18 protein-coding genes are annotated in these 21919 nt (G+C 71.2%); 13 read left to right on the top strand and 5 right to left on the bottom strand.

Going from position 1 to position 21919, the window contains the following annotated elements; translation table 11 throughout:
• Positions 1-11 precede the first annotated feature (11 nt).
• From HNR01_RS03385 to HNR01_RS03360, 6 genes are all read left to right on the top strand, one after another.
• Positions 12-1700 carry a methyl-accepting chemotaxis protein gene (locus HNR01_RS03385; RefSeq protein ID WP_183666628.1) on the top strand — a complete coding sequence of 563 codons (1689 nt, stop codon included), beginning with the start codon at positions 12-14 and terminating at the stop codon, positions 1698-1700.
• Between the two features lie 24 nt (positions 1701-1724).
• Positions 1725-3971 (top strand): hybrid sensor histidine kinase/response regulator, encoded by a 2247-nt coding sequence (locus tag HNR01_RS03380; protein WP_183666626.1) that lies wholly within the window; start codon positions 1725-1727, stop codon positions 3969-3971.
• Positions 3968-5053, top strand: a complete 1086-nt coding sequence (gene cheB / locus HNR01_RS03375; RefSeq protein ID WP_183666624.1) for a chemotaxis-specific protein-glutamate methyltransferase CheB — start codon at positions 3968-3970, stop codon at positions 5051-5053. Before HNR01_RS03380 ends, cheB begins: the two co-directional genes overlap by 4 nt.
• Positions 5050-6786: a response regulator gene (locus HNR01_RS03370; protein ID WP_183666622.1), complete on the top strand. Its 1737-nt coding sequence runs from the start codon at positions 5050-5052 to the stop codon at positions 6784-6786. Before cheB ends, HNR01_RS03370 begins: the two co-directional genes overlap by 4 nt.
• The gene (locus HNR01_RS03365) at positions 6783-8651 is read left to right on the top strand and encodes a response regulator (protein ID WP_183666621.1); all 1869 of its coding nucleotides are present in this window, start codon (positions 6783-6785) and stop codon (positions 8649-8651) included. The genes HNR01_RS03370 and HNR01_RS03365 overlap by 4 nt, the downstream gene beginning before the upstream one ends.
• A 225-nt stretch (positions 8652-8876) precedes the next feature.
• Positions 8877-9050 carry a metallothionein gene (locus tag HNR01_RS03360; RefSeq protein ID WP_183666619.1) on the top strand — a complete coding sequence of 58 codons (174 nt, stop codon included), beginning with the start codon at positions 8877-8879 and terminating at the stop codon, positions 9048-9050.
• 26 nt (positions 9051-9076) lie between these two features.
• Here the strand turns inward: HNR01_RS03360 and HNR01_RS03355 are convergent, their stop codons facing one another.
• Positions 9077-10387: a c-type cytochrome gene (locus tag HNR01_RS03355; protein ID WP_183666617.1), complete on the bottom strand. Its 1311-nt coding sequence runs from the start codon at positions 10385-10387 to the stop codon at positions 9077-9079.
• A 225-nt stretch (positions 10388-10612) separates the two neighbouring features.
• On the opposite strand from HNR01_RS03355, the gene HNR01_RS03350 reads away from it, so the two are divergent.
• From HNR01_RS03350 to HNR01_RS03335, 4 genes are read left to right on the top strand one after another with little or no spacing between them, the layout of a single operon-like run.
• Complete coding sequence (locus HNR01_RS03350) at positions 10613-11704, top strand: molybdopterin-binding protein (RefSeq protein WP_183666615.1); 1092 nt, start codon at positions 10613-10615, stop codon at positions 11702-11704.
• The gene (locus HNR01_RS03345) at positions 11701-13677 is read left to right on the top strand and encodes a molybdopterin biosynthesis protein (protein ID WP_183666613.1); all 1977 of its coding nucleotides are present in this window, start codon (positions 11701-11703) and stop codon (positions 13675-13677) included. The genes HNR01_RS03350 and HNR01_RS03345 overlap by 4 nt, the downstream gene beginning before the upstream one ends.
• On the top strand, positions 13674-14210 hold the full coding sequence (mobB, locus tag HNR01_RS03340; protein ID WP_183666611.1) for a molybdopterin-guanine dinucleotide biosynthesis protein B: 537 nt from the start codon (positions 13674-13676) through the stop codon (positions 14208-14210). Before HNR01_RS03345 ends, mobB begins: the two co-directional genes overlap by 4 nt.
• A gap of 17 nt (positions 14211-14227) precedes the next feature.
• Positions 14228-15478 (top strand): molybdopterin molybdotransferase MoeA, encoded by a 1251-nt coding sequence (locus HNR01_RS03335; protein WP_183666609.1) that lies wholly within the window; start codon positions 14228-14230, stop codon positions 15476-15478.
• 297 nt (positions 15479-15775) lie between these two features.
• Here the strand turns inward: HNR01_RS03335 and HNR01_RS03330 are convergent, their stop codons facing one another.
• The gene (locus HNR01_RS03330) at positions 15776-16822 is read right to left on the bottom strand and encodes a substrate-binding domain-containing protein (RefSeq protein WP_183666607.1); all 1047 of its coding nucleotides are present in this window, start codon (positions 16820-16822) and stop codon (positions 15776-15778) included.
• A gap of 79 nt (positions 16823-16901) precedes the next feature.
• Here HNR01_RS03330 and HNR01_RS03325 point away from each other — a divergent pair, with 79 nt between their 5' ends.
• Genes HNR01_RS03325 through HNR01_RS03315 form a run of 3 tightly spaced genes read left to right on the top strand, consistent with a single transcriptional unit; the run spans position 16902 to position 19110 of the window.
• On the top strand, positions 16902-17597 hold the full coding sequence (locus tag HNR01_RS03325) for an ABC transporter permease (RefSeq protein WP_183666605.1): 696 nt from the start codon (positions 16902-16904) through the stop codon (positions 17595-17597).
• Positions 17594-18310: an ABC transporter ATP-binding protein gene (locus HNR01_RS03320; RefSeq protein WP_183666603.1), complete on the top strand. Its 717-nt coding sequence runs from the start codon at positions 17594-17596 to the stop codon at positions 18308-18310. Before HNR01_RS03325 ends, HNR01_RS03320 begins: the two co-directional genes overlap by 4 nt.
• Positions 18283-19110, top strand: a complete 828-nt coding sequence (locus tag HNR01_RS03315) for an ABC transporter substrate-binding protein (RefSeq protein WP_183666601.1) — start codon at positions 18283-18285, stop codon at positions 19108-19110. Before HNR01_RS03320 ends, HNR01_RS03315 begins: the two co-directional genes overlap by 28 nt.
• A 103-nt stretch (positions 19111-19213) precedes the next feature.
• Here the strand turns inward: HNR01_RS03315 and HNR01_RS03310 are convergent, their stop codons facing one another.
• From HNR01_RS03310 to HNR01_RS03300, 3 genes are all read right to left on the bottom strand, one after another.
• Positions 19214-19450, bottom strand: a complete 237-nt coding sequence (locus tag HNR01_RS03310; RefSeq protein ID WP_017486110.1) for a hypothetical protein — start codon at positions 19448-19450, stop codon at positions 19214-19216.
• A gap of 43 nt (positions 19451-19493) precedes the next feature.
• Positions 19494-20138: a PRC-barrel domain-containing protein gene (locus tag HNR01_RS03305; protein ID WP_017486111.1), complete on the bottom strand. Its 645-nt coding sequence runs from the start codon at positions 20136-20138 to the stop codon at positions 19494-19496.
• A 68-nt stretch (positions 20139-20206) separates the two neighbouring features.
• Complete coding sequence (locus tag HNR01_RS03300; RefSeq protein ID WP_183666599.1) at positions 20207-21886, bottom strand: glucan biosynthesis protein G; 1680 nt, start codon at positions 21884-21886, stop codon at positions 20207-20209.
• Between the last annotated feature and the right edge of the window lie 33 nt (positions 21887-21919).

Raw genomic sequence — 21919 nt, 5'->3', positions numbered from 1 at the left:
CTGCCGGAGCCATGTCGCCCGTGTCGCTCTCGATCGGAAAACGCATTCTCCTCGGCTTCGTGGCGGCCAGCCTGATCGTGGCGGCCCTCGGTGCCTACGCCCTGCGTCAGATCGGCAGCGTGCGCGACATGACCGACCTGATCGTGACCCGCGACGTCGGCGTGCTGCGCCAACTCGACGATCTCGGCAACGTCGCGCGCAACATGGGGCTCGTCCGGCGCAACGCGGTGATCGCCCTGCTGACGCAGGGCAACACGACGTCGCCATCGGCCCGGTCGGACGACTTTCTGGGAAGCTGGCGCCAGAACGTGTCGGAGTTGGACCGGCTTCTCAGCACCATCGCCGGAGAGGTGAAGGATTATCAGTCGGGGGCGCTCTCGGCGGAGCGCGTCGCGGCCTGGGGCCGCCTCGGCGCCGTCATGTCCGAGACCGCCGAAGCCTTCCGGCAGGTCCGCAATGCGAGCGACCAGCAACTGCGCGCGGTCGATTCCCGCGACATCGCGGCCGTCGAGGGCAAGAACGACGAGGTCAATCGACTGCACGACGGGCTGCTGCGCAGCATCGCCAACGCGCGCACGGCCCTCGACGGAGTCATCGGCGCCGGTCAGCGCAGCGTCGGCGAGATCTACCGCAACAGCATCCTCTCCGTCGCGATCACGGTCGCCGCCTCGATCCTGCTCTCCATCCTGGTCACGGTGCTGATCAGCCGCGCGGTGGTACGCCCGCTGGAGGACGTGATGCGCTTCGTCGCGCAGATCGGCGAGGGCGACCTGACCGGGCGGCTTGGCCGCACCGGCAACGACGAGATCGGGCGGCTCGGCGACACGCTGAACCGCATGGTGGCCGGCCTGTCCGACCTCGCCCGCACCAACCGCGCCGCGACCGCCGATCTCAACGCCGCCGCCGCCGAGATCCGCGCCTCGGCCCAGGAGCAGGCCGCGAGCGTCGAGGAACAGTTCGCCGCTGTGCAGGAGACCGCAGCGACCGTCGACGAGATCACCCATTCGGGTGCTCAGATCTCGAAGCGGGCGACGGAGGTCATCGCCACCGCGCAGGCCGCGGCGCAGACCGCGCGCTCTGGACTGCGCGCCGCCACCGACACCGCCAAAGCGATGGAATCGATTCGCGAGCAGGGCGAGGCGGTCGCCGGCAACATCGTCGCGCTCAGCGAGAAGACACAGGCGATCGGCGAGATCATCGTCACCGTCAACGACATCTCCGAGCGCACCCACCTGCTGGCTCTCAACGCCGCCATCGAAGCGGCGGCGGCGGGCGAGAGCGGGCGCAGCTTCGCCATCGTCGCCTCCGAGATGAAGCTGCTCGCCGATCAGGCCAAGGGAGCGACGGCGCAGGTGCGGGGCATCCTCGGTGAGATCCAGCGCGGCATCAACGCCTCGGTGATGCTGACCGAGGAGGCGGTGAAGCGCGCCGCAGCCGGCAAGAACCGCACGGACTCCACCGTCCGCACCATCGAGGAGATGGCTGCGCGGGTAGAGGAAGGCGTGCAGACCTTCCAGCAGATCGTGGCCTCGACCAACCAGCAGCAGCTCGGCATCGAGCAGGTGATGGGCGCGCTGCAGAACATCCGGCAGGCGAGCCAGCAGACCGCCGCCGGCACCCGAGAGGTCGAGACCGCCTCGGCCAATCTCACGGAGCTGGCGCAGGGACTGATGGCGCTGGCCGAGCGCTACCGGCTGTAGCGGTCCGGCCGAGCCTCCTGCCGCATGGACATCCGCCAGCAACTCCTCGCCGCCTTCGAGATCGAGCATCGCGAGCATCTCGACGCGATCCGTGCCGCGCTTGCCGCCGAGGGCCCGGTCGATTGGCACGACGTGTTCCGCCGAGCCCATAGTCTGAAGGGCGCCGCCCGCGCCGTGGACCTGCCCCCGGTGGAGGCGGTGTCGCACCAGCTCGAAACCCTGTTCGAGCGCATCAGCGCCGGCCAGCGCCCGCTCGACCGCGCGGCGCGGGCCGCCACCCATCTCGCCCTCGACCGGATCGAGGCCTACGTGGCCGCGAGCGCGAGCGGGCAGGCCCGCATGCCCGAGGACGCGCTGGCGGCGCTGAATGCCTGCCTCGATCCCGACGCGCCGCGCGATTCGACGCCGGCCGCGGTCTCAATGGCATCCGCCCCGGCCGCGACCGCTTCGGTCCCACCGCCCTCCGTGCCGACGACGGCCGAGCCATCCAATGAGCCTGCACAGGCCGTTCTGCGCATCCCCGCCGCGGCGGTGGAGTCGCTGTCGCGGGCGAGCCACGGCCTCTGGGCCGTCCTTCCGGGGCAGGGGACGATCTCCGAGCGCATCGCGCGTCTTTCGGCGAACGCGATCGCGCTCCGACGGCGCACCGAGACCGCGCGCCGCGTGACGGACACGTCTTCCGTCGGAGCGGAGACATCGGAGACGGCCGCGCTGCGCCAGGCGCTCGCCGAGATCGAAACCGGTTTGGCGGCCCTGTCCCGTGAAGCCGCCGACCTCGCGCAGGGACACAAGGCGGTCGTCCTGTCCGTCGAAACGGCCGCGCGCCGCCTGCGCGAAGAGTCGGAGCGTCTGGCGCTGGTTCCTGCCGAGACCGTGTTCGGCGGCCTCGCCCGGGCCGTGCGCGACATGGCGCGCGCCGATGGGCAGGAGGTGGACGTCACCACGCGCGGGCTCGACGTGCCGGTGGACCGGGCGATGCTGCAGGCGCTCAAGGACCCGGTGCTGCACGCCCTGCGCAACGCGCTGAGTCACGGCGCCGAGAGCCCGGAGATCCGCCAGCGACACGGCAAGCCCGCCTCCCTCTCGATCACCCTCACAGTGGAGGCCCAGGGCAGCCGGCTCGTGCTCGGCATCCACGACGACGGGCGAGGACCGGACCTGACGGCGATCGAGGCGACAGGCCGGGAACGCGGACTGATTGCGCCGGGTGAGAGCTTGGAAGAAGAGGCGCTGCTGGCCCTTCCGTTCGAGCCGGGCTTCTCCACCGCCGAGGCTGTCGATGCCCTATCCGGCCGCGGCATGGGCCTGTCGGTGGTGGCCGAGGTCGCGCGCTCCCTGCACGGGCAGGTGCAGCTCGCCCGCCGTCAGCCGTACGGCACCTCGCTCATCTTCACGCTTCCGCTCTCCGCGGCGCGGCGGCCGGTGCTGATCGTCGCGGCCGGCGGCAACCGCTTCGCCCTGCCGAGCGGAGCCGCCGAAGCGCTCATGCGCTTGGAGCCCGCGTCGCTGTCCACCGTCGCGGGCCGCCCGGTCGCCCAGGTGGCGGAAGGCGGCGAGACGGTGACGCTGCCCGTCGCCGAGCTCGGCGACCTGCTCGGCCTCGGATCCGGCCGCGCCGAGGGGGCGACGATCCCGGCGGTGCGTCTGCGCGGAACCCGCGGACGCTGTCTGCTCGCCGTCGACCGCCTGGAGGACGTGCGCACGCTGCTCGTCCTGCCGGCGCCGCCGATCGGCAGCGATCCCGCCCTGGTGACCGGAACGGTGATCCTCGGCACGGATACGCCCGCCCTCGTCCTCGATCCCGACGGATTGATCGACCGGCTGGGACGTGCCGGCCCGCGCGCCGTGCGGCCTCGGCCGAAAGGCGGGGAAGACGGCAACGGAACGATCCCGGAAAAGCGACGTTCGACGATTCTTGTCGTGGACGACTCGATCACGACCCGCACCCTGGAGAAGAGCATCTTGGAAGCGGCGGGCTACCGCGTGATCGTCTGCGTCGACGGCCAGGAGGCGCTGGACCGTCTCCGAGCACGCATCGAACCGGTCGACCTCGTGGTCGCCGATGTGGAGATGCCGCGCCTCACCGGTTTCGGACTCGTCGAGGCGCTGCGGGCCGAGGAGGATTTCGCCCGTCTCCCCATCGTGCTGATGACGTCGCGCGGCGACGAGGAGGATGTGGCGAGAGGGTTGGAACTCGGCGCCGACGCCTATCTCACCAAACAGAAATTCGATCAGCGCGAACTCCTGGACACCATCGGTCAGTTGCTGTGAACGGAGGGGCAGAGAATCCGCGCGTGCGCGTTCTGGTTGTCGAGGATTCGCTCGTGGTGCGGATCCTCCTCACCCACATCATTGCCCGCGATCCGCGGTTGGAACTGGCCGGCGCGGTCGAGTCCGGTGAGGCGGCACTGGCGGCGATCGAGACCGTGCGGCCGGACGTGATCTCCATGGACATCCGGCTGCCCGGCATCGACGGGCTCGAGACGACGCGGCGGATCATGGCGAGCCGGCCGACGCCGATCGTGGTGATCGCCGATTCGGTCGAAGATTCCTCACTCAAGATTTCGATGAACGCGCTGAGAGCCGGCGCGCTCTCGGTGGTCGAGAAGCCGGTGGCCACCACCAACGACGGCTACGAGGCCGTCGCCGGTCAGATCTGCACGCAGCTGCGCATCATGGCCGCCGTCCCCGTGATCCGCCGCCGGCCGATCGGCGCGGAATGGAGCGCGCGCAAGACCGCCCCCGCACCCGAGTTGCCGCTCCTCTCGGACACGGATGCCGCGCCGACCGTGCTCGCGGTCGCCGCCTCGACCGGCGGTCCGCCGGCGCTCGCCAAGGTGATCGGCGGCCTCGCGGCGGACTTCCCGCTTCCCGTGCTGCTCGTTCAGCACATGGGCGCGGCCTTCATGGACGGCTTCGCGAAATGGCTCGACGGTGTGGTGCCGCTCTCGGTCGACCTCGCCCGCGACGGGCAGGTAATGCAGGCGGGTCACGTCTACGTCGCGCCGGGCGACCGCCATCTCGAATTTGGACCGAACGGCACGCTGCGGGTCAGCGACGCGGCCCCGGTCGGCGGCCAGCGCCCGGCGGCGACGGTGCTGTTCCGCTCCGTCGCCCGGCAGGCCGGCGCGCAGGGCATCGGCGTACTCCTCACCGGCATGGGCGAGGACGGCGCGCAGGGGCTGCTCGACATGCGCAAGGCCGGTGCGGCCACGGTGGCGGAGCACGAGAGCAGCGCCGTCGTCTACGGGATGCCCGCCGCGGCGGTGCGCCTCAACGCGGCCGCTCGTGTTCTGCCCGTCGATCAAGTGGCGCCCCATCTGGTGCGGCTCGCGCAGAGGAAGCCGTCATGACCGCGAGCGCAGCGCCCTCTCCGGCAGCACCCGCCACCCCGCCGGGCCACCGGCTGCTGCTGGTTGAGGATTCGGAGACGCAGGCGCTCGAACTGCGCCTGCAGCTCGAGGCACAGGGCTTCGCCGTGCAGCGCTGCGCCACCGCTGAAGCCGCTCTCGACCTGCTCAACACCGATCTTCCCGATCTCGTCGTCGCCGACCACCACCTGCCCGGCATGAACGGTGACGAGTTCACCCGGCAGATGCGCCTGTCGCTGCGCACGCGCGCGCTGCCGGTGGTGATGCTCACCAGCGCCCGCAACGGCGAGCGCCACGGCTTCGAGAGCGGAGCCGACGCCTATGTCGAGAAATCGGCCGACCGCGACCTGCTCGTGCTGCGCATCCGCGCCCTGCTGCGCGAGCGCAAGAGCAGCGCGACGGAAGGGCCGTCGGGCGCCGCCTTCCGCAGGGGCCGGGTGCTCGTCGTCGATGGCAGCGCCACCTACCGCGCCTTTTTCACCGGCCTGCTGACCCAGGAGGGCCATACCGTCGTCGCCGCAGCCGACCGCTCCGCGGCGCTGGCCGCCCTGGACGAGCCCGGAGCCGGGTTCGACTGCGTCACCCTCGACCTCGTCGGCAGCGCCTATGACGGCATCGCCCTGTGCACCGAGATCGCCGAGCGCCGCATGATGGCGCCGGAGGGAGGCGGCAACGCCTTTCCCCTCGTCGGCATGGCCGGCGACAAGCCGGACAAGAGTCTGCTCGTCGCCGCCTTCGCCGCGGGCGCCGACGACGTGGTGTCGAAGGCCGACGGCGAGGTGCTGGCGATGCGGGTGCGCGGCCTCGTCCGCCGCCGCCTGCTGGAGGAGGATAACCGCCGCATCTCCGGCGAGTTCGGCGACCGCGAGCGGGCGGTCGAGCGCGCCCGCGCCGAGGCCGAGGCGGCCGCCGCCCGCGCCGCCCTCGCCGACGCGCTTGAGCAGGCCAACCGCGATCTCGAGGATGCCAACCGCAAGCTGACGGAGGCTCAGGCCAAGCTCGTCCAGGCCGCCAAGATGGCTTCGCTCGGCGAGCTCGTCGCCGGCATTGCCCACGAAATCAACAATCCGCTCGCCTTCATCCTGGCGCATCAGGGTACGGTGGAACGCCTTCTCGGCGAACTCCAGCCGCCGGAGGCGCCGGAGGGACGGCGCGCCCTGACGAAGGCGCGCGACCGGGTCGGCTCGATGCGGCTCGGCCTCACCCGCATTCAGGAGCTCGTTCTCAACCTGCGCAAGTTCTCGCGGCTCGACGAGGGCGAGCGCGGCCTCGTCAACGTGCCCGAGGCGATCGAGACGGTGCTGGCGCTGATCCAGCACAAGCTCGGCACGCGTATCCACGTGGAGCGCGATTTCTCCGGTCGTCCCGAGATCTCCTGCACCCCGGCGCTCCTCAATCAGGTCGTCATGAACATCCTCGGCAACGCGGCGGACGCGATCCCGGGCGAGGGCACGATCACGGTGGCGACCTACTCGGACGCGGAGAACGACGTGATCCGCATCAGCGACTCCGGACCGGGTATCCCCGAAGATCTGCGGGAAAAGATCTTCGAGCCGTTCTTCACGACGAAGCCGGTCGGATCGGGGACAGGTCTCGGCTTGGCGATTGCTTACAGCGTCGTTCAGGCGCATAGCGGCTCGCTGACCGTGGAGACGGCGCCGGGCGGCGGCGCGAGCTTCGTCATCGGCATCCCGAGGCAACCGGCACCGGTATGAGCAAAGGCACGATTCTGGCCGTCGATGACGAGCCGGACATCCTGATCGCTCTGGAGGATTTGTTCGAGGACGAGTACCGGGTGCTCACCTCGGCCAAGCCCGAGGAGGCGCTCGACATCCTCCGCGCCGAGCCCGACATCGCCGTCGTGGTTTCCGATCAGCGCATGCCTGGGATGACCGGAGACGCGCTGCTCGCCGAGGCGCGTCGCTTCCACGAGGCACAGGCCATCCTGCTCACCGGCTATGCCGATATCTCGGCGGTGATCGCCGCGCTCAATCGCGGCGGCATCATCGGCTATGTCGCCAAGCCCTGGGACCCGACCCTGCTGCGCGCCACGGTGCGCAATGCCTACGAGCGCCATCGCCTCGGCCGCGACCTCGCGACCGAGCGCGCCCTGCTGCGCGGCCTGCTCGATCATGCCGAGGAGGCGATCTCCTTCAAGGACGCCGCGGGCCGGTTCGTCCGCCTCAACGCGCGCAAGGCCGACCTCGTCGGCGGCACGGTCGAGGCCTGCCTCGGCCGCACCGAGATCGAGGTCACCGACACTGCGGAGACCCGCGAGGCGGAGGCCGTGGACCGTCGCGCGATCGCGTCCGGGGAGGCCGGCTCGACGGTGATCGCCCGCGGCGCCCTCGGCGCCGAGCGCTGGTCGCACATCATCCGCGTGCCGATCCGCGGGGGCGCCGGCGAGGTCACGCATCTCGCGACGATCGAGCGGGACGTCACCGAACAGAAGAGCCTGGAGGCGCGCCTGCGCCAGTCCGACAAGATGCAGGCGCTCGGAACGCTGGCCGGCGGCATCGCCCACGATTTCAACAACCTGCTCACGGCGATCCTGGGAAGCCTGGAGCTGGTCGGCCCCAAGATCGCTGACCAGCCGCGGGTCAAGCGCCTCGTGGACAATGCCACCGGTGCCGCGCAGCGCGGCTCGGCCCTGACCAAGCGGCTGCTGAGCTTCAGCCGCTCCAACGACGCCCATGCGCGGCCGGTGGATCCGAACGCGCTGATCGAGGGCATGAGCGCGCTGTTCGGCTCCAGCCTCGGCAGCCTCGTGCGCGTCGTGCGGGACCTCGAACCCGACATGCCCTTCGCTCTGGTCGATCCCGATCAGCTCGAATTGGCGGTGCTCAACCTCTGCATCAACGCCCGCGATGCCATGCCCGAGGGCGGCACCGTCACCATCTCGACGCGCCGCGCTGAGATCCACGACGATCCCGATCTGAAGCCCGGCACTTATGCCGTCGTGACGGTCGCCGACGAAGGCACCGGCATCCCGCCCGAGATCCTGGAGCGGGTCTGCGAGCCGTTCTTCACCACCAAGGCCGTGGGGCAGGGGACGGGCCTCGGCCTCGCCATGGTGTTCGGCCTCGCCCAGCAGGCGGGCGGGCGTCTGCGCATCACCAGCGAGGTCGGGCGGGGCACCCGAATCGAACTCGCCCTGCCGCGTGCCGACGGCGCTGCCGAGGGCACGGAGTCCGAGGTCATTCCCCTGGTGCCGACGGCGACGAGCCCGGCCCGCATCCTCGTGGTCGACGACGACCCCGAGGTCCGGCACGTCACCGCCTCGTTCCTCAATGATTTCGGCTACTCCGAGACGGAGGCGCCCGACGGTCGCAGCGCGCTCGCGCTGATGGAGCAAGGCCACAGCTTCGACCTCGTCGTGGCGGATCTCGCCATGCCCGGCATGACCGGCGTCGAACTCGCCACGGCGATCCGGCAACGCTTCTCCGGCGTGCCGGTCCTGCTGCTCACCGGTCACGCGGAAGCCGTGCAGATCCCGGATGATCTGCCGGTGATGACGAAGCCCTTCGCCTCGGCCGAGCTCGCCGCCCGGGTGTCGCAGCTTCTGGAAGCGACGGCCTGATCAGGCCGACACCTCTCACTGGGTGACACGCCCCAAGCCGTGGTTCCGGCTCTCGCCGCGCGGCGCCGGAACGATCGCGTCTGCCGGGCCGCACGTGAGCGTCGATCACAGTCCGGAAAGGACGTGCGCGCGAGGATTGCGCTGCGAGCGCGGCCGACCGAAGATGATCGCGCGCGGCAACGACGGCCCGCGTGACAGAATCTTCCGGACAGAAGGATGCCTGCGATGGCCAGCGTCGATGTCGAGATGGTGAAGTGCGCCTGCCCGGACTGCGTCTGTGCCGTCTCGCTGTCCAAGGCGGTGACGCGTGACGACAAGGCGTTCTGCTGCGACGAGTGCGCCGAGGGTCATCCGGACCATGCCGGCTGCGACCACGCGGGCTGCACCTGCCACGGCTGATCTTTTCGAGCCTCGAGTGCGGCGGATCAATTGGGAGCGGCGGTTCCCGGATGGGCCGCCGTCTCGCCGGTCGCCTTGGCGAGGAACCGCATCAGCGCGTCCCGATCCTCGGCGCTGTTGATGGTCTGCTCAGGCATCCGCGTGCCCGGCGTGTAGCGCGCGGGGCCGACCTCGAACAGACGGGCGACCGTCTCGGGCGTCCAGACGATGTCCATGGCCTTGAGCGCGTCGGAGTAGCGATAGCCCGGAACGGCGGCGATGCGCCGGCCGAAGATTCCGGCGAGCGTGGGACCGGCGCGGGGCGCTTCGTCCGGCGTCAGGCTGTGACAGGCCACGCAGGCGCGAAACACCTCCGCTCCGCGCTCGCCGTGGAAGGATGCCAGCGCATCCGCCGGACGGGGCATGGCGAGCGGGCCGATCGGTTCGCCGTTGCCCGCATTCCAGCGCCGCACGAGGCGGTCGCCGCCGCCGGTGACGAGTTCGCTCCCGTCCGGCCGCCACGCCACCGACCAGACCGGCAGGCCCGGCCCGACGAGGTTGAACAGGACCTTCCTGCCGGCTCGCTCGATCATTGCGACGGTACCGCCGGCGCTGGCTGCGGCGATCCGGGTGCCGTCGGGGGAGGGCGCCAATGCGATCACAGGCGCGGGGCCGAGTTCGACCTGTCCCCGCATGCTCCCGTCGCGCCCGAGAAACCGCACCGTCGCATCCGCACCCGCCGCGGCGATCTCGCCGTCGGCGGTGACGGCAAGGGCACTGAGCGCGCTCGGCAGAAGCGCGGTGGCCGTCGTTTGGCCGTCGGTCGTCCAGATCCGGACGCTCGCATCGGCTCCGGCCGTGACCAGTCCGCCATCGGGCAGGAAGGCGACCGCGTTGACGTTGCCCTTGTGGCCTTCGAGGACCCGCGCCGGTCCACCGGCGAGCGGCCAGATCCGCGCGGTGCCGTCCCAGGCTGCGGAGGCGAGCCTCCTCCCGTCCGGCGACACGGCGAGCCCGGCTATGGGGCCGGCATGCCCTTCGAGGACGCGTTCCGGCTCGGCTTGGCCGAGCCGCCACAGGGCGATGCGTCCGTCCTCCGAAGCGCTGGCGAACCGGCCGTCGGGCAGGACGGCCACCGCGTTCACCGCGCCGTCGTGGAAACGCAGGATGCTCAGCGCGGCGCCGGTGTCGAGACCCCAGATGATCGCCGCCTGATCGAAGCCGCCGGACACCGCCAGACGGCCGTCGCCCGTGATTGCGAGCGCCCGCACCGGTCCGCCATGACCGCGCATCTGCGCCGTCGCCGGCAGCACGAACAGCAGGGCGGCGATCACCCCGAGAAACCCCTTCGCCCGCATCGTCAGCCCACTCCACTCCGACACGGCGGACCATAGGCGAGAGGCCGGGGCCGTGTCCGCCCGCAAGGGTGAGAGTTTCTGTCTCATCCGGCTGCCCGGTGCGAGGCCGAACCTTGATCCGCGGCGGGCGATGGCGCATCGCTCACGACGATGAGACAGGATGGCTCCGCACACGTCATCGCCGTTTTGCCCTCCGCGCCGTCCGTGCACGCGGCCGACTGAGTGATGCGCGCGCCTTCCGCTGCCCTGATGCCGCTGGCCGAAGCGCTCGCCCAGCTCCGCGGCCTGGCCGCGCCGGTCGCGCCGCGGACCGTGCCGTTGGCCCAGGCCAGGAACCGCATCGCCGCGGCTGCGGTCTCCTGCACCCGACCGATCCCGCCCGATCGCACCGCCCTGCGCGACGGTTTCGCCGTGCAGGCGGCGGGAATCGCCGGCGCTTCACCCTACGCGCCGGTGCTGCTGCTGCGGGCGCCCGTGCAGGTCGAGGCCGGCGACCCCATGCCCGCCGGCACCGACGCCGTGCTGCCCGCCGAAGGGTTGGAGGGCCGCAATGCCGTTGCCGAGGTCGGCGCGGGCGAGGGTGTCCGCGCGGCGTGCGAAGATCTGGCCGAAGGCGACGTCCTCCTGGCGGCGGGCGAGCGGATCGGGCCGCGTCACCTCCTCGCGCTGGCTGCCGTGGGCTGTCGCGAGGTCGCGATCCGCGCCGTGCAGATCCGCCTCGTCGCAACGGGCGTGTCCGGCCCGGAGGCGCGCTCACCGATGCTCGCTGCCCTGATCGAGCGCTCGGGTGGCCTCGTCGAGACGGTCGCGGTTCCCGACGACCCCGGTGCGATCGGCCGAGCCGTCGCCGCCGATGGGGCTGACGCGACCTTCATCCTCGGAGGCTCCGGCTTCGGTCGCACCGACCGCAGCGCGGAGGGGCTGGCCGGGGCTGGCCGCGTCCTCGCGCACGGTCTCGCCCTTCGGCCCGGTGAGACGGCCGGGATCGGCGAGGCGGGAGGGCGACCGGTTCTGCTCCTGCCCGGACACCCCGACGCGGCCCTCGCGGCCTTCCTGGCGCTCGGCCGGCCCCTGATCGCCGCCTTGGCCGGCGCCGACGAGCCGCCCCGTCGAACCGGCGTGCTCCGGCGCAAGATCGCATCCGTCGTCGGCCTTGCCGAGATCGTGTTCATCCGTTGCCATGGATCGGAGATCGAGCCGCTCGGTGGGGCCGAACTGCCGTTGCGGCGATTGATCGAGGCGGACGGAGCCGTACTGGTGCCGCCGGAGCGGGAAGGTTATCCCGCGGGCAGCGAGGTCGAGATGGTGCCGCTGTGATCGCGGAGCGCGAGATGGAATTCGCCCGGCGTCTGGCCGCGGCGGCCCGGCAGGAACAATTCTTGACGGTGATGAGCCGGGAGGAGGCGCTGGCCGCCTTTCGCGCGGCGGTTCCGCACGCTTCGCTTCCTGCGGAAACCCTGCCTCTGGCCGAATCCCTCGGCCGTGTGCTCGCGCGGGACGTGGCCTCGCCCATCGACGTGCCGCCCTTCGACCGCGCCCTGGTCGACGGCTTCGCCCTGCGCGCCGCCGACACCGAGGGCGCCAACGCCGCGCGGCCCCGCCGTCTCACGCTCAATCGCGAGATCCTGGCCTGCGGCGCCGCCCCGTCGCTGACCGTCGCCGCCGGCACCGCGACGCCGATCGCCACCGGCGGCGTCATCCCGCGCGGTGCCGACGCGGTGGTGATGGTCGAGCAGACCGAGTTTCTTGAGGACGCCCTCGCCATCGAGGTGACGGGTCCGGTCCGGCCGGGACAGTTCGTCGGCTATGCCGGCGCCGACATGGCGTCCGGCGAGACGGTCCTGCGCAAGGGCGCGGTGGTCACCGCCCGCGAGATCGGGATGCTGGCCGCCTGCGGACTACCCGAGGTCGCGGTGGTGCGCCGGCCGCGCGTGGCCGTGCTGTCGACGGGTGACGAGCTGGTGGCGCCGGGCGATGGATTGCGGCCCGGCGCGATCTACGATTCGAACGGCCCCATCGTCGCGGCCTCGGTCGCGGAGAACGGCGGCGAAGCGGTGCCGCTCGGAATCGTCCGCGACGACGAGGCGGCGCTCGAAGCGGCGCTGCGCGACGCCCTGGCGCGGGGCGATCTCGTGGTGCTCTCCGGCGGCACCTCGAAGGGGGCGGGCGACGTCTCCCACCGCATCCTGTCCCGGCTGGGAGGACCCGGCATCCTCGTCCACGGCGTGGCGCTGAAGCCCGGCAAGCCGCTCTGCCTCGCGGTCGCCGAGGGCAAGGCGGTGGTGGTGCTGCCGGGCTTTCCGACCTCGGCCATGTTCACCTTCCACGAATTCGTGGTGCCGCTGGTGCGCGCGCTCGCGGGCCTGCCCCCGCGGGAAGAGGAGGCTGTCCAGGCGCGCCTGCCGCAGCGCCTGACCTCGGAACTCGGCCGCACCGAATTCGTGATGGCTTCGCTCGCGCAGGGCGCGGACGGCGCCGTGGCCCTTCCGCTGCCGAAAGGATCGGGCTCCGTCACCGCCTTTTCCCAGGCCGACGGCTTCTTCGCCGTGCCCGCCGCCCGGTCCGGGATGGAGGCGGGCGAGACGGTCTCTGTGGTGCGCCTCGGCGCCGGGGTGCGGCCGCCGGACCTCACCATCATCGGCAGCCATTGCGTCGGTCTCGACCGGGTCGTCGGGCTGCTGGCCGAGAAGGGCTTCCGCGCCCGCACCGTCTGGGTCGGCTCGGCCGGAGGACTCGCGGCGCTGCGCCGGGGCGAGTGCGACCTCGCCGCCATGCATCTGCTCGACCCCGAAACCGGCCGCTACAATGCCCCCTTCCTCGAACCCGGCATGGCGCTGGCCACCGGTTGGCGCCGCTTGCAGGGTGTGGTTTTCCGGGTGGATGACGCCCGCTTCGAGGGCCGCAGCGCCGCCGAGGCGGTGAGTGCGGCCCTCGCGGATCCGGACTCCGTCATGGTCAACCGCAATGCCGGCTCGGGCACGCGCCTCCTCGTGGACGGTCTGATCGGCGCTGCCCGGCCCGCCGGCTTCTGGAACCAGCCACGCTCGCACAACGCCGTCGCGGCGGCCGTGGCGCAGGGCCGGGCCGATTGGGGCGTGGCGATCGCCAGTGTCGCGGGGGCCTACGGCCTCGGTTTCCTGCCGCTGGCGCAGGAGCATTACGATTTCGCCTATCGCGAGGCCGAGCGCGAGAAGCCCGCGCTCGCCGCCTTCCTGGGCCTGCTTGGCACCGGTGAGGCCGACGCGGCCCTGACCGAGCTCGGCTTCGAACCCGGTGGAGGCGACACGTGAGCGACCTGCGCGTCATCGGCCTGGCCGGATGGAGCGGGGCGGGAAAGACGACGCTGCTCGCCCGCCTCATTCCCGTGCTCGTCGCGCGGGGCGTACGGGTCGCGACGCTGAAACACGCCCACCACGCCTTCGACATCGATCATCCGGGCAAGGATTCCTTCGTCCACCGCCAGGCCGGCGCGAGCGAGGTCATCGTGTCCTCAGCCCGGCGCTGGGCGCAGATCCGCGAGGTCGAGGAGGGCGCCGAAGCCACGTTGCCCGAATTGCTGCGGCGGCTGACGCCGGGCGGCCTCGCCCTGGTCGAAGGCTTCAAGCGCGAGGCGCATCCGAAACTCGAGGTGTTTCGCGCCGCCAACGGCCGTGCGCCGCTGCACGATCACGACCCGCATATCGTCGGCGTCGCCAGCGACGTGCCCTTCCCGCAAGCCGGCGTACCGGTGGTCGGGCTCGATGACGTGGAGGCCATCGCCAGCCTCGTCCTCGAACGCGCTAAGGCCGTGGAAACGGTGCTCGCCCGGCTGGAAAGATCCTGAGCGGAAGATCCTGAGCGATGGCACAGCTCACCGACGACTGCTTTGCCTTCGGGGGCAAGCTGATGCGGATCGAGGAGGCGGTGGCCTCGATCGCCGAGCGTTTCCCCGTGATCGCCGGCACCGAGACGGTGCCGCTCGGCCTCGCCGACGGACGGATCGCGGCGGAAGACGTCTTCGCGGCGCACGATCTGCCGCCGTTCGCCAACGCTGCGGTCGACGGCTACGCCGTGCGCTACGCCGACCTTGCCCCGGAGGGCGAGACGGTCCTGCCGGTGAGCGGACGGCTGGCGGCCGGTGCCGCCGCCGGGACGTTGGCGGAGGGGACGGCGATCCGCATCTTCACCGGGGCACCGATGCCGCCGGGGGGCGACACCGTGTTCATGCAGGAGGACGTGCGCCGCGAGGGCGATCGCGTGACTCTTCCGGCGGGACTGAAGCACGGCGCCAATGCGCGGCCGGCCGGAGAGGATCTGGGCCGGGGCGCCCTCGCGATTCCCGCCGGGCGACGCCTGCGCCCGCAGGATCTGGCGCTCGCCGCCGCCACCGGCCACGCGAGGATCGCCGTGCGCCGGCGGCTCCGCGTCGCCTTGTTCTCCACCGGCAACGAACTGACCGAGCCCGGCGCGCCCCTTCGCCCCGGCGCGATTCATGATTCGAACCGCGTGCTGCTCGCGACACTGCTGACACGGCTCGGGGTCGCGGTCGACGATCTCGGGATTCTGGCCGATGATCCGGCGACCCTGCCGAGCCATCTCGCCGAGGCGGCGCGGGACCACGACCTGATCCTCACCTCCGGCGGCGTCTCGACCGGGGAGGAGGATCACGTGAAGGCCGCGGTCGAGGCCCAGGGACGGCTGATGCTCTGGCGCCTCGCGATCAAGCCCGGCCGACCGGTGGCGGCGGGACTGGTGGCGGGCACACCGTTCGTCGGCCTGCCCGGCAATCCGGTCGCGGTCTACATCACGCTGCTCTTCGTGGTGCGCCCGCTCCTGGCCCGTCTGGGTGGGGCGCTCTACGAGCCCCCGCTGCCCTGGCCGGTGCGGGCCGGCTTCCCCTACCGCAAGAAGGCGGGACGGCGCGAATTCGTCCGCGTCAGCCTCGCCCGTACGGCCGATGGCGGTTTGGAGGCGCGGAAGTTCCCCCGCGACGGAGCGGGAGTCCTGACCTCGCTCACCGAGAGCGACGGCCTCGTCGAACTGCCCGACGACGCGACCGGCATCGCGCCCGGCGACATGCTGGCCTATTACCCGCACGCGCTCCTCGTCTAGGCAGCGATCGGCCAAACCCTCGCGCAGGGCGCCGGAGCCCGCTTTCGCGCAGCGGCAGAGGGCCATGTGCCGGCGGCCGAGGCGATCCGGGTTCGAGGATCGCCGCGATGCCACCGAAGTCTCCAGAGAGCTCTTGGGACCGATTGGGCCGAGAACGGAAGGTCCGCCTCGGCCCGGTCGCGAAAGGTCTCGCAGCGACGGGATCGTCGGCCCCGATCGGAATGCGGGGTGAACCGGACCGGGGGAGGGGTTGTGCCCTAACGGCTCTCTTCGGTCGGCGGTCGTGCAATCCGACCGCTAGGGATCACCGCGCGGCGGCGCATAGCCCGAGGCGCCACGCGCCCGGCCCCGCAGATCTTCGTAGAACGACGCAAGGCGCGCGGCACTGAGGCTCGTGCGGGCGGCGAGGAAGTAATTTTCCCAACCGAGAGGGCGATAGGCGATGGAGAAGCGCTCGGCGACGGCGCGGGTCCCCATGCCGACATCGGCCGCGCCCGTGGCGATCAGCGCCGCCACCGCCTGATGGGTGAACTCCTCCGTGTGGTGACCAATGATGGCCTCCGGTGCGAGGCCGGCCTCCGCGCAGAGGCGCTCGAACCAGATCCGGGTGCCGGCGCCGCGCTGCCGGTTGACGAAGCGGGCCTGCCGGGCCGCGACATCGGCGATGGTCTCCAGCTTGAGCGGATTGCCCGCTGCGAGCATCAAGCCCTGCTCCCGGCGAAAAAGGGGCACGACGGTCAGGTCGTGGTTGGCGAAAACCGCGTCGAATGGCGGCGGAGGCGGCCCGTCCGAACCGTAGTGGAACCCGGCCGCATCGACGGTGCCGTCCCGAAGCCGCGCCAGGGCGTCGAGACTGCCGGCGACCATGAGATCGATGTCCCGCCGCGCCTCGATGGCTTCGAGCAGCAGCGGATCGTGGCTTGCGGCAAGACGGATGCGGGCATCCGCCGGCTCCAGCAGCCGTCGCAGGCCGTCCGTGAGCGCCAGTTCCTCAGCCGCCAGCGCCGGTGCGAGCCGGGTTTGCGAGGCCGCGAGCAGTGCGAGTAGCGCGGTGCCGAAGGCGGTGAGATCGGTGCCGTGGCCCTTCGTCTTCACGACGACCGGCCGGCCGAGCGCCTGTTCGAGCGCGTCGAGTTGTCCCCAGGCCGAGCGGTAGGAGATGGAGAGGCGCTCGGCCGCTCCCTGCAGCGATCCCGAGCGGCCGAGCGCATCGAGGAGCGCATGGGCGGCCCGAAACGCAAAGGCGGACGTGCCCTCGCACCGCCCCTCGACGAAGAGGCGCACGCCGAGCCGGGCCGGCTCAGACGGAGCGGACGACCGCGCAGCTGCTTCCTCGAGGGGCATATGCAAGGCCTTTCCTATTGATCTTGCGCTCCTCGACGTATCATCCCCGCTTGATCCGCGCAGCCCCGCGAGCCGCCGCTTGAGCCAAACCCTTCAGGAGACGTTCGCCCGCCTGTGGACGCTCGACCGGGATGTCCTGGCGATCGCGTGGCTGTCGCTGCGCGTCAGTCTCACGGCTGTCGGCATCGGCCTGCTGCTCGGCGTTCCGCTCGGGGCGCTGATCGCCGTCGCGCGCTTTCCGGGGCGCGACGCCCTGGTCGGATTGCTCAACACCTTCATGGGCCTGCCGCCGGTGATCGTCGGGCTGATCCTCTATCTCGCCCTGTCCCGCTCCGGCCCGCTCGGAGCGCTGGGGCTGCTCTTCACCCCGACCGCCATGGTGGCGGCGCAGGCCGTGCTGGCGACGCCCCTGGTCGCGGCCCTCACGCGCCAGGTCATCGCCGACGCCGAGGCACATCTCGGCGAGCAGTTGCGTTCCTTGCGCCTCAGCGCGCCGCGGCGGGCGGGGGTGCTGATCTACGATGCCCGCTTCTCGCTGTTCACCGCGGCGCTTGCGGCCTTCGGCCGGGCGATCTCTGAGATCGGCGCGGTGCTCGTCGTCGGCGGCAACATCGACGGACATACCCGCACCATGACGACGGCGATCTCGCTCGAAACGCAGAAGGGCGACCTCAGCCTCGCCCTGGCGCTCGGCGCCGTGCTGATGAGCCTCGTGCTCGCCGTGAATGCCGCAGCCGCCTTCCTGCGCGGCCACGCCGTGAAAGCCTACGGATGAGCGCGGAACCCGTCATCCATCTCGACGGCGTCAGCCTGACGCTCGGCGGACGGCCGATCCTCGATCGCCTGAGCCTCGAGGTCGCCGCGCGCGGCATCACCGCCCTGATCGGTCCCAACGGGGCGGGCAAAAGCGTGACGCTTCGGGTGATCGACGGCCTGTTGCGCCCCGATACCGGCAGCGTTCGCCTCGCGCCCGGTCGGCGCGCCTTCGTCTTCCAGCGCCCGGCCCTGGTCCGTGCCAGTGCCGCCGCCAACGTCGCCCTCGGGCTGATCCCGCTCGATCTCGCCCGCCGCGAGCGCGCCGAGCGGACCGAGGCGGCGCTCGCCCGCGTCGGCCTGTCGGAACGGGCGAGCGATGCGGCGACGCGCTTCTCAGGCGGCGAGCAGCAGCGTCTCGTGCTCGCCCGCGCCTGGGCGATGCAGCCCGACCTCCTTCTCCTCGACGAGCCGACCGCGAGCCTCGACCCGGCCGCGACCGAGACGATCGAGAGCCTGATCGTCGAGATGGCGGGGGCCGGCACCGCCGTGCTCCTCGTCTCGCACAATCTCGGACAGGTCGCCCGGCTCGCCGATGAGACCGTCGTGCTGTCCGCCGGCCGCGCCGTGGAGCGGGGCCCGACCCGATCCGTCCTTTTCTCACCCCGCACCGCGGAGGCGCGGGCCTACCTCACCGGAGAACTGCCTTGGACTTCCTTCGCCGCGGCTTCCTGACCCTCTCGCTCCTCGCCGCCCTCGGCGCGGTTTCGCCGCTCTCGGCCGAGCCCGACTCGATCGTCGTCGCGTCCACGACCTCGACCGAGCAGTCGGGCTTGTTCAAGCACATCCTGCCGTTGTTCAAGCAGAAGACCGGCATCGAGGTGAAGGTCGTGGCGCTCGGCACCGGCCAAGCCCTCGACGCCGCCCGCCGCGGCGACGCCGACGTCGTGCTCGTCCACGACCGGCTGGCCGAGGACAAGTTCGTCGCCGAGGGCTCCGGCAAGAATCGGCAGGACGTGATGTACAACGACTTCGTGCTGATCGGCCCGAAGGACGACCCGGCGGGCATCCGCGGCACGGGGGTGGAGGACGCCTTCCGGAAGATCGCGGCGGCCAAGGCGCCCTTCGTCTCGCGGGGCGACCGCTCGGGCACGCACAGCGCCGAGCTGCGGAGCTGGAAGGAGTCCGGCGTCGATCTCGCGGCGGTGCGCGGCGACTGGTATCGCGACGTCGGCCAGGGCATGGGCCCGGCGCTCAACACCGCCTCGTCGCTCGGAGCCTACATCCTGGCCGATCGCGGCACATGGCTCTCGTTCAAGAACAGGGGCGACCTGACCATCCTGGTCGAAGGCGATCCGCGCCTGTTCAATCCCTACGGCGTGATGCTGGTGAACCCGGACAAGCACCCGAACGTGAAGGTCAAGGAGGGCCAGGCCTTCATCGATTGGCTCGTCTCGCCCGAGGGTCAGAAGGCCATCGCCGATTACAAGATCAATGGCGAGCAGCTGTTCTTCCCGAGCGCGAAGAAGGGCTGACGGTCGGCACGATCATCAACCGCTCGTCCACCGTCTCGTCCCGAGGCGACGCCCCGCGCCGCCTCTTCAGAAAGCGATCGGAGAGATCGGTCGCGCCACGGCGCTAGCGTGGCGGCCCGGACTGGCGCTTGCGGGCGAACATCCACAGCGCCAGCACCGCCAGCGCGATCAGCACGCTGACCCAGACCCAATTGAAATCCGTCGCCGCCGCCGTCGCCGGCCCCGAACTGGAACCGGACGGGCCGGTTTCGGAGATCGGGGGAGCGGGTTTCGTCGCCTGTGCGAGCGAGGCTTGCAGGCTTGCAAACCACACGATCAGGGTCAGGGCGGCGTGTCTCATGCGACGCGAACTCCAGGATTAGGCCGCTCCGATACGCGGCCGGTCAACGCTTCGTCTTCTCGAACTGAAAGGCCGGCGCATCGTTGAGCTGTGCCTTGGTCAGGCGAACCTCGGCGTGGATGAGGTCGTGGCCGGCGAGCGCCGTTGCAGGTCGAGAGGCCTGTTCTCGCGGCTCGACCGAACCGGTCGCCTCGGTCACCCGACCGCTATGCTGATTTTGAACGGCGCCCAGCACGTCGGGGGACACCTGCGAGCCCGGCATCTTCTCCGGGCTCGCCTTGTCGGCGGCCTTCTGGCTCGGCGCGTCGGCGGGCGTCACAACCGAACTCGCCCCGGAGGTGAGCGAAACGTCCTCGAAATTCCAGGCCAATTGATCGAAGGGCACCGCGACGTATTTCTCGCCGACGCCGAGGAAGCCGCCGACGCCGATCACCACGGCCTCGATCCGGCCGTCGCCGTTCACGAGCACGTCCTCGATCTTGCCGACGCGGACATGATCCGCCCCGATCACGCTGACACCGATCACCTTCGAGCCGCGCATCGTGCCGGTCTGGGGCTGCTCGATGAAGCGCGGCGCGGACGAAGGGGCCGGCGTCGCCTCGGCGAGTGCCGGGGCCGGGACGAGCGCGAATTGAAGGACGAGGGCGGCCAGCGCGGATCGCGGGACGCTGGACAGATTGGGACGCATCCCAGGCTCCGGGTTCGGACGTGACGTTGCCCCGATAACGGCCGGCAGCCCGCCCCAGTTCACCGCCCTCAGGCCACGGCGTCCCACGTCTCGGTGACGACCCGCCCGCCATGGGAGAGGCGCGCACGCAGCACCACCTCGCCTGCAGGCCACGGCTCGGGCGGCCGGAACTCGGCGTAGAGCCGCCAGCCGCCGGTCTGCGGCACCCGCTCGGCATAAGGCTCGACCAGCGCGCCCGCGCTCGCCGAGAGCGCGACCTCGATGTCCGCCATCGGATCCTCGGGAAGGCCCGGCCCCTCGAAATCGATGACGTAGAGGCGCCGCTGCGGCGAGGGCGGATTGGTCGGACGCAGACGCTCGGCCGAGCCGACGCGGGTCGACACGATGCGCCCGAGGGGCGGCGCGAGGGCCGCTGACGGTTCGGCGCCGACCGTGGAGAGGCCGTAGGCGAGCCGCATCGGCCTTCCGGCCGCGATGGGCGCCTCCGGTACGAAGGCCGCGACGATGTTGTCGGTCGCCTCGGTGCGCGACGGGATCTCGAACAACCGAACCGCGCCGGCACCGAAGCCGTCGCCCTTCGGTGTCACCCACAGGCCCGGCCGGTCCTCGTGACGCGCCTGAACGTCGAGATAGGCGGCAAACCTGCGTTCCCTCTGCAGCAATCCGAAGCCCTCGAGCGGCCGGACCCGGAACGACGAGATCTGCGGCGCGGCCCGGCCGTTGACCAGGGGCCGCCACAGCCGGTCGCCGGGCGCCTGCACCACCAGTCCGTCCGAATCGTGCACCTGCGGCCGGAAATCGTCGAAGGGCTTGGCCCCGCGCAGGCCCGGCCCGTTCTCGCCGAACAGGAACATGCTGGTGAGCGGGGCGAGCCCGAGCGCCTCGATGGCGCGGCGGGGGAACAGGGCTGTCTCGACCGCGACGGTGGAGGGCTCACCCGGCGCGACGACGAAGCGGTAGGCTCCCGCGAGGCTCGGGCCGTCGAGGAGCGCGAAGATCGTGATCGATGCCGCGTCGCCGCCCGGCTCCTCGATCCAGAAGTGGGTGAAGTCCGGAAATTCCTCCCCTTGCGGCAGCCCGGTATTCACCGCGATGCCCCGGGCCGAGAGGCCGTAGACCTGATCGCGGCCGCGGATGCGGAAGTACGAGGCGCCGAGGAAGACGAGGAACTCTTCGTGAGCCTGCGGGCGGCTCGCGTCGAAGCCGTAGGCGATGCGGAAGCCGGCATAGCCGAGCGAGGCCGGGTAGCGGCGCCCCTTCAGCGTCGGCCCGAGGTCGAACAGATCCGGATCGTAGGCGAAGAGACGCACGCCCTCGGGCGATTGCAGTCGGATCTCCACGCGCTTGGCATGCAGGCTGCCGCGGTGGAACGGTTGCATCGAGAATCGCGGCCCGAGCGGAACCGTCGCCTCGGGACGAAAGCGGATCGCCTGGAATGCGTCGTAGTCGAGGGCGGCCAATTCCTGCGGCAGATCGTTGCCGGGAGGACGATACGGCTCGGCCGCGAGGCGCTCGGCACGCTGGGCCAGAGCCTCAAAGGTGATCGGACGCGACTCTGTCGCGCCCCGGGAAGCGGCGCTCTCTGAGGTTTGAGCCATCGTTCTGGCTGTATTCAGGTCGAAAAGGCCAGAAACGCTCAAGCCGGCCGAACCGGCAAGAGCACCACGAACAGCGCCCCGTACGAGGGCGCGCCGCGAAACGCCGTTCGCCTCGGGCGCCCCGTTGTCAGCGTCCGACGGTCCAGCCATCCGTTCATCCCTCCCGCGAGTGTCGACGTCGAT

This window comes from Methylorubrum rhodesianum (assembly GCF_014199985.1).
In the GTDB taxonomy this organism is placed as follows: Bacteria; Pseudomonadota; Alphaproteobacteria; order Rhizobiales; family Beijerinckiaceae; genus Methylobacterium; species Methylobacterium rhodesianum.
Note: the sequence above shows the minus strand (reverse complement) of the source record. Positions and strands in the feature narration are given on the sequence as shown.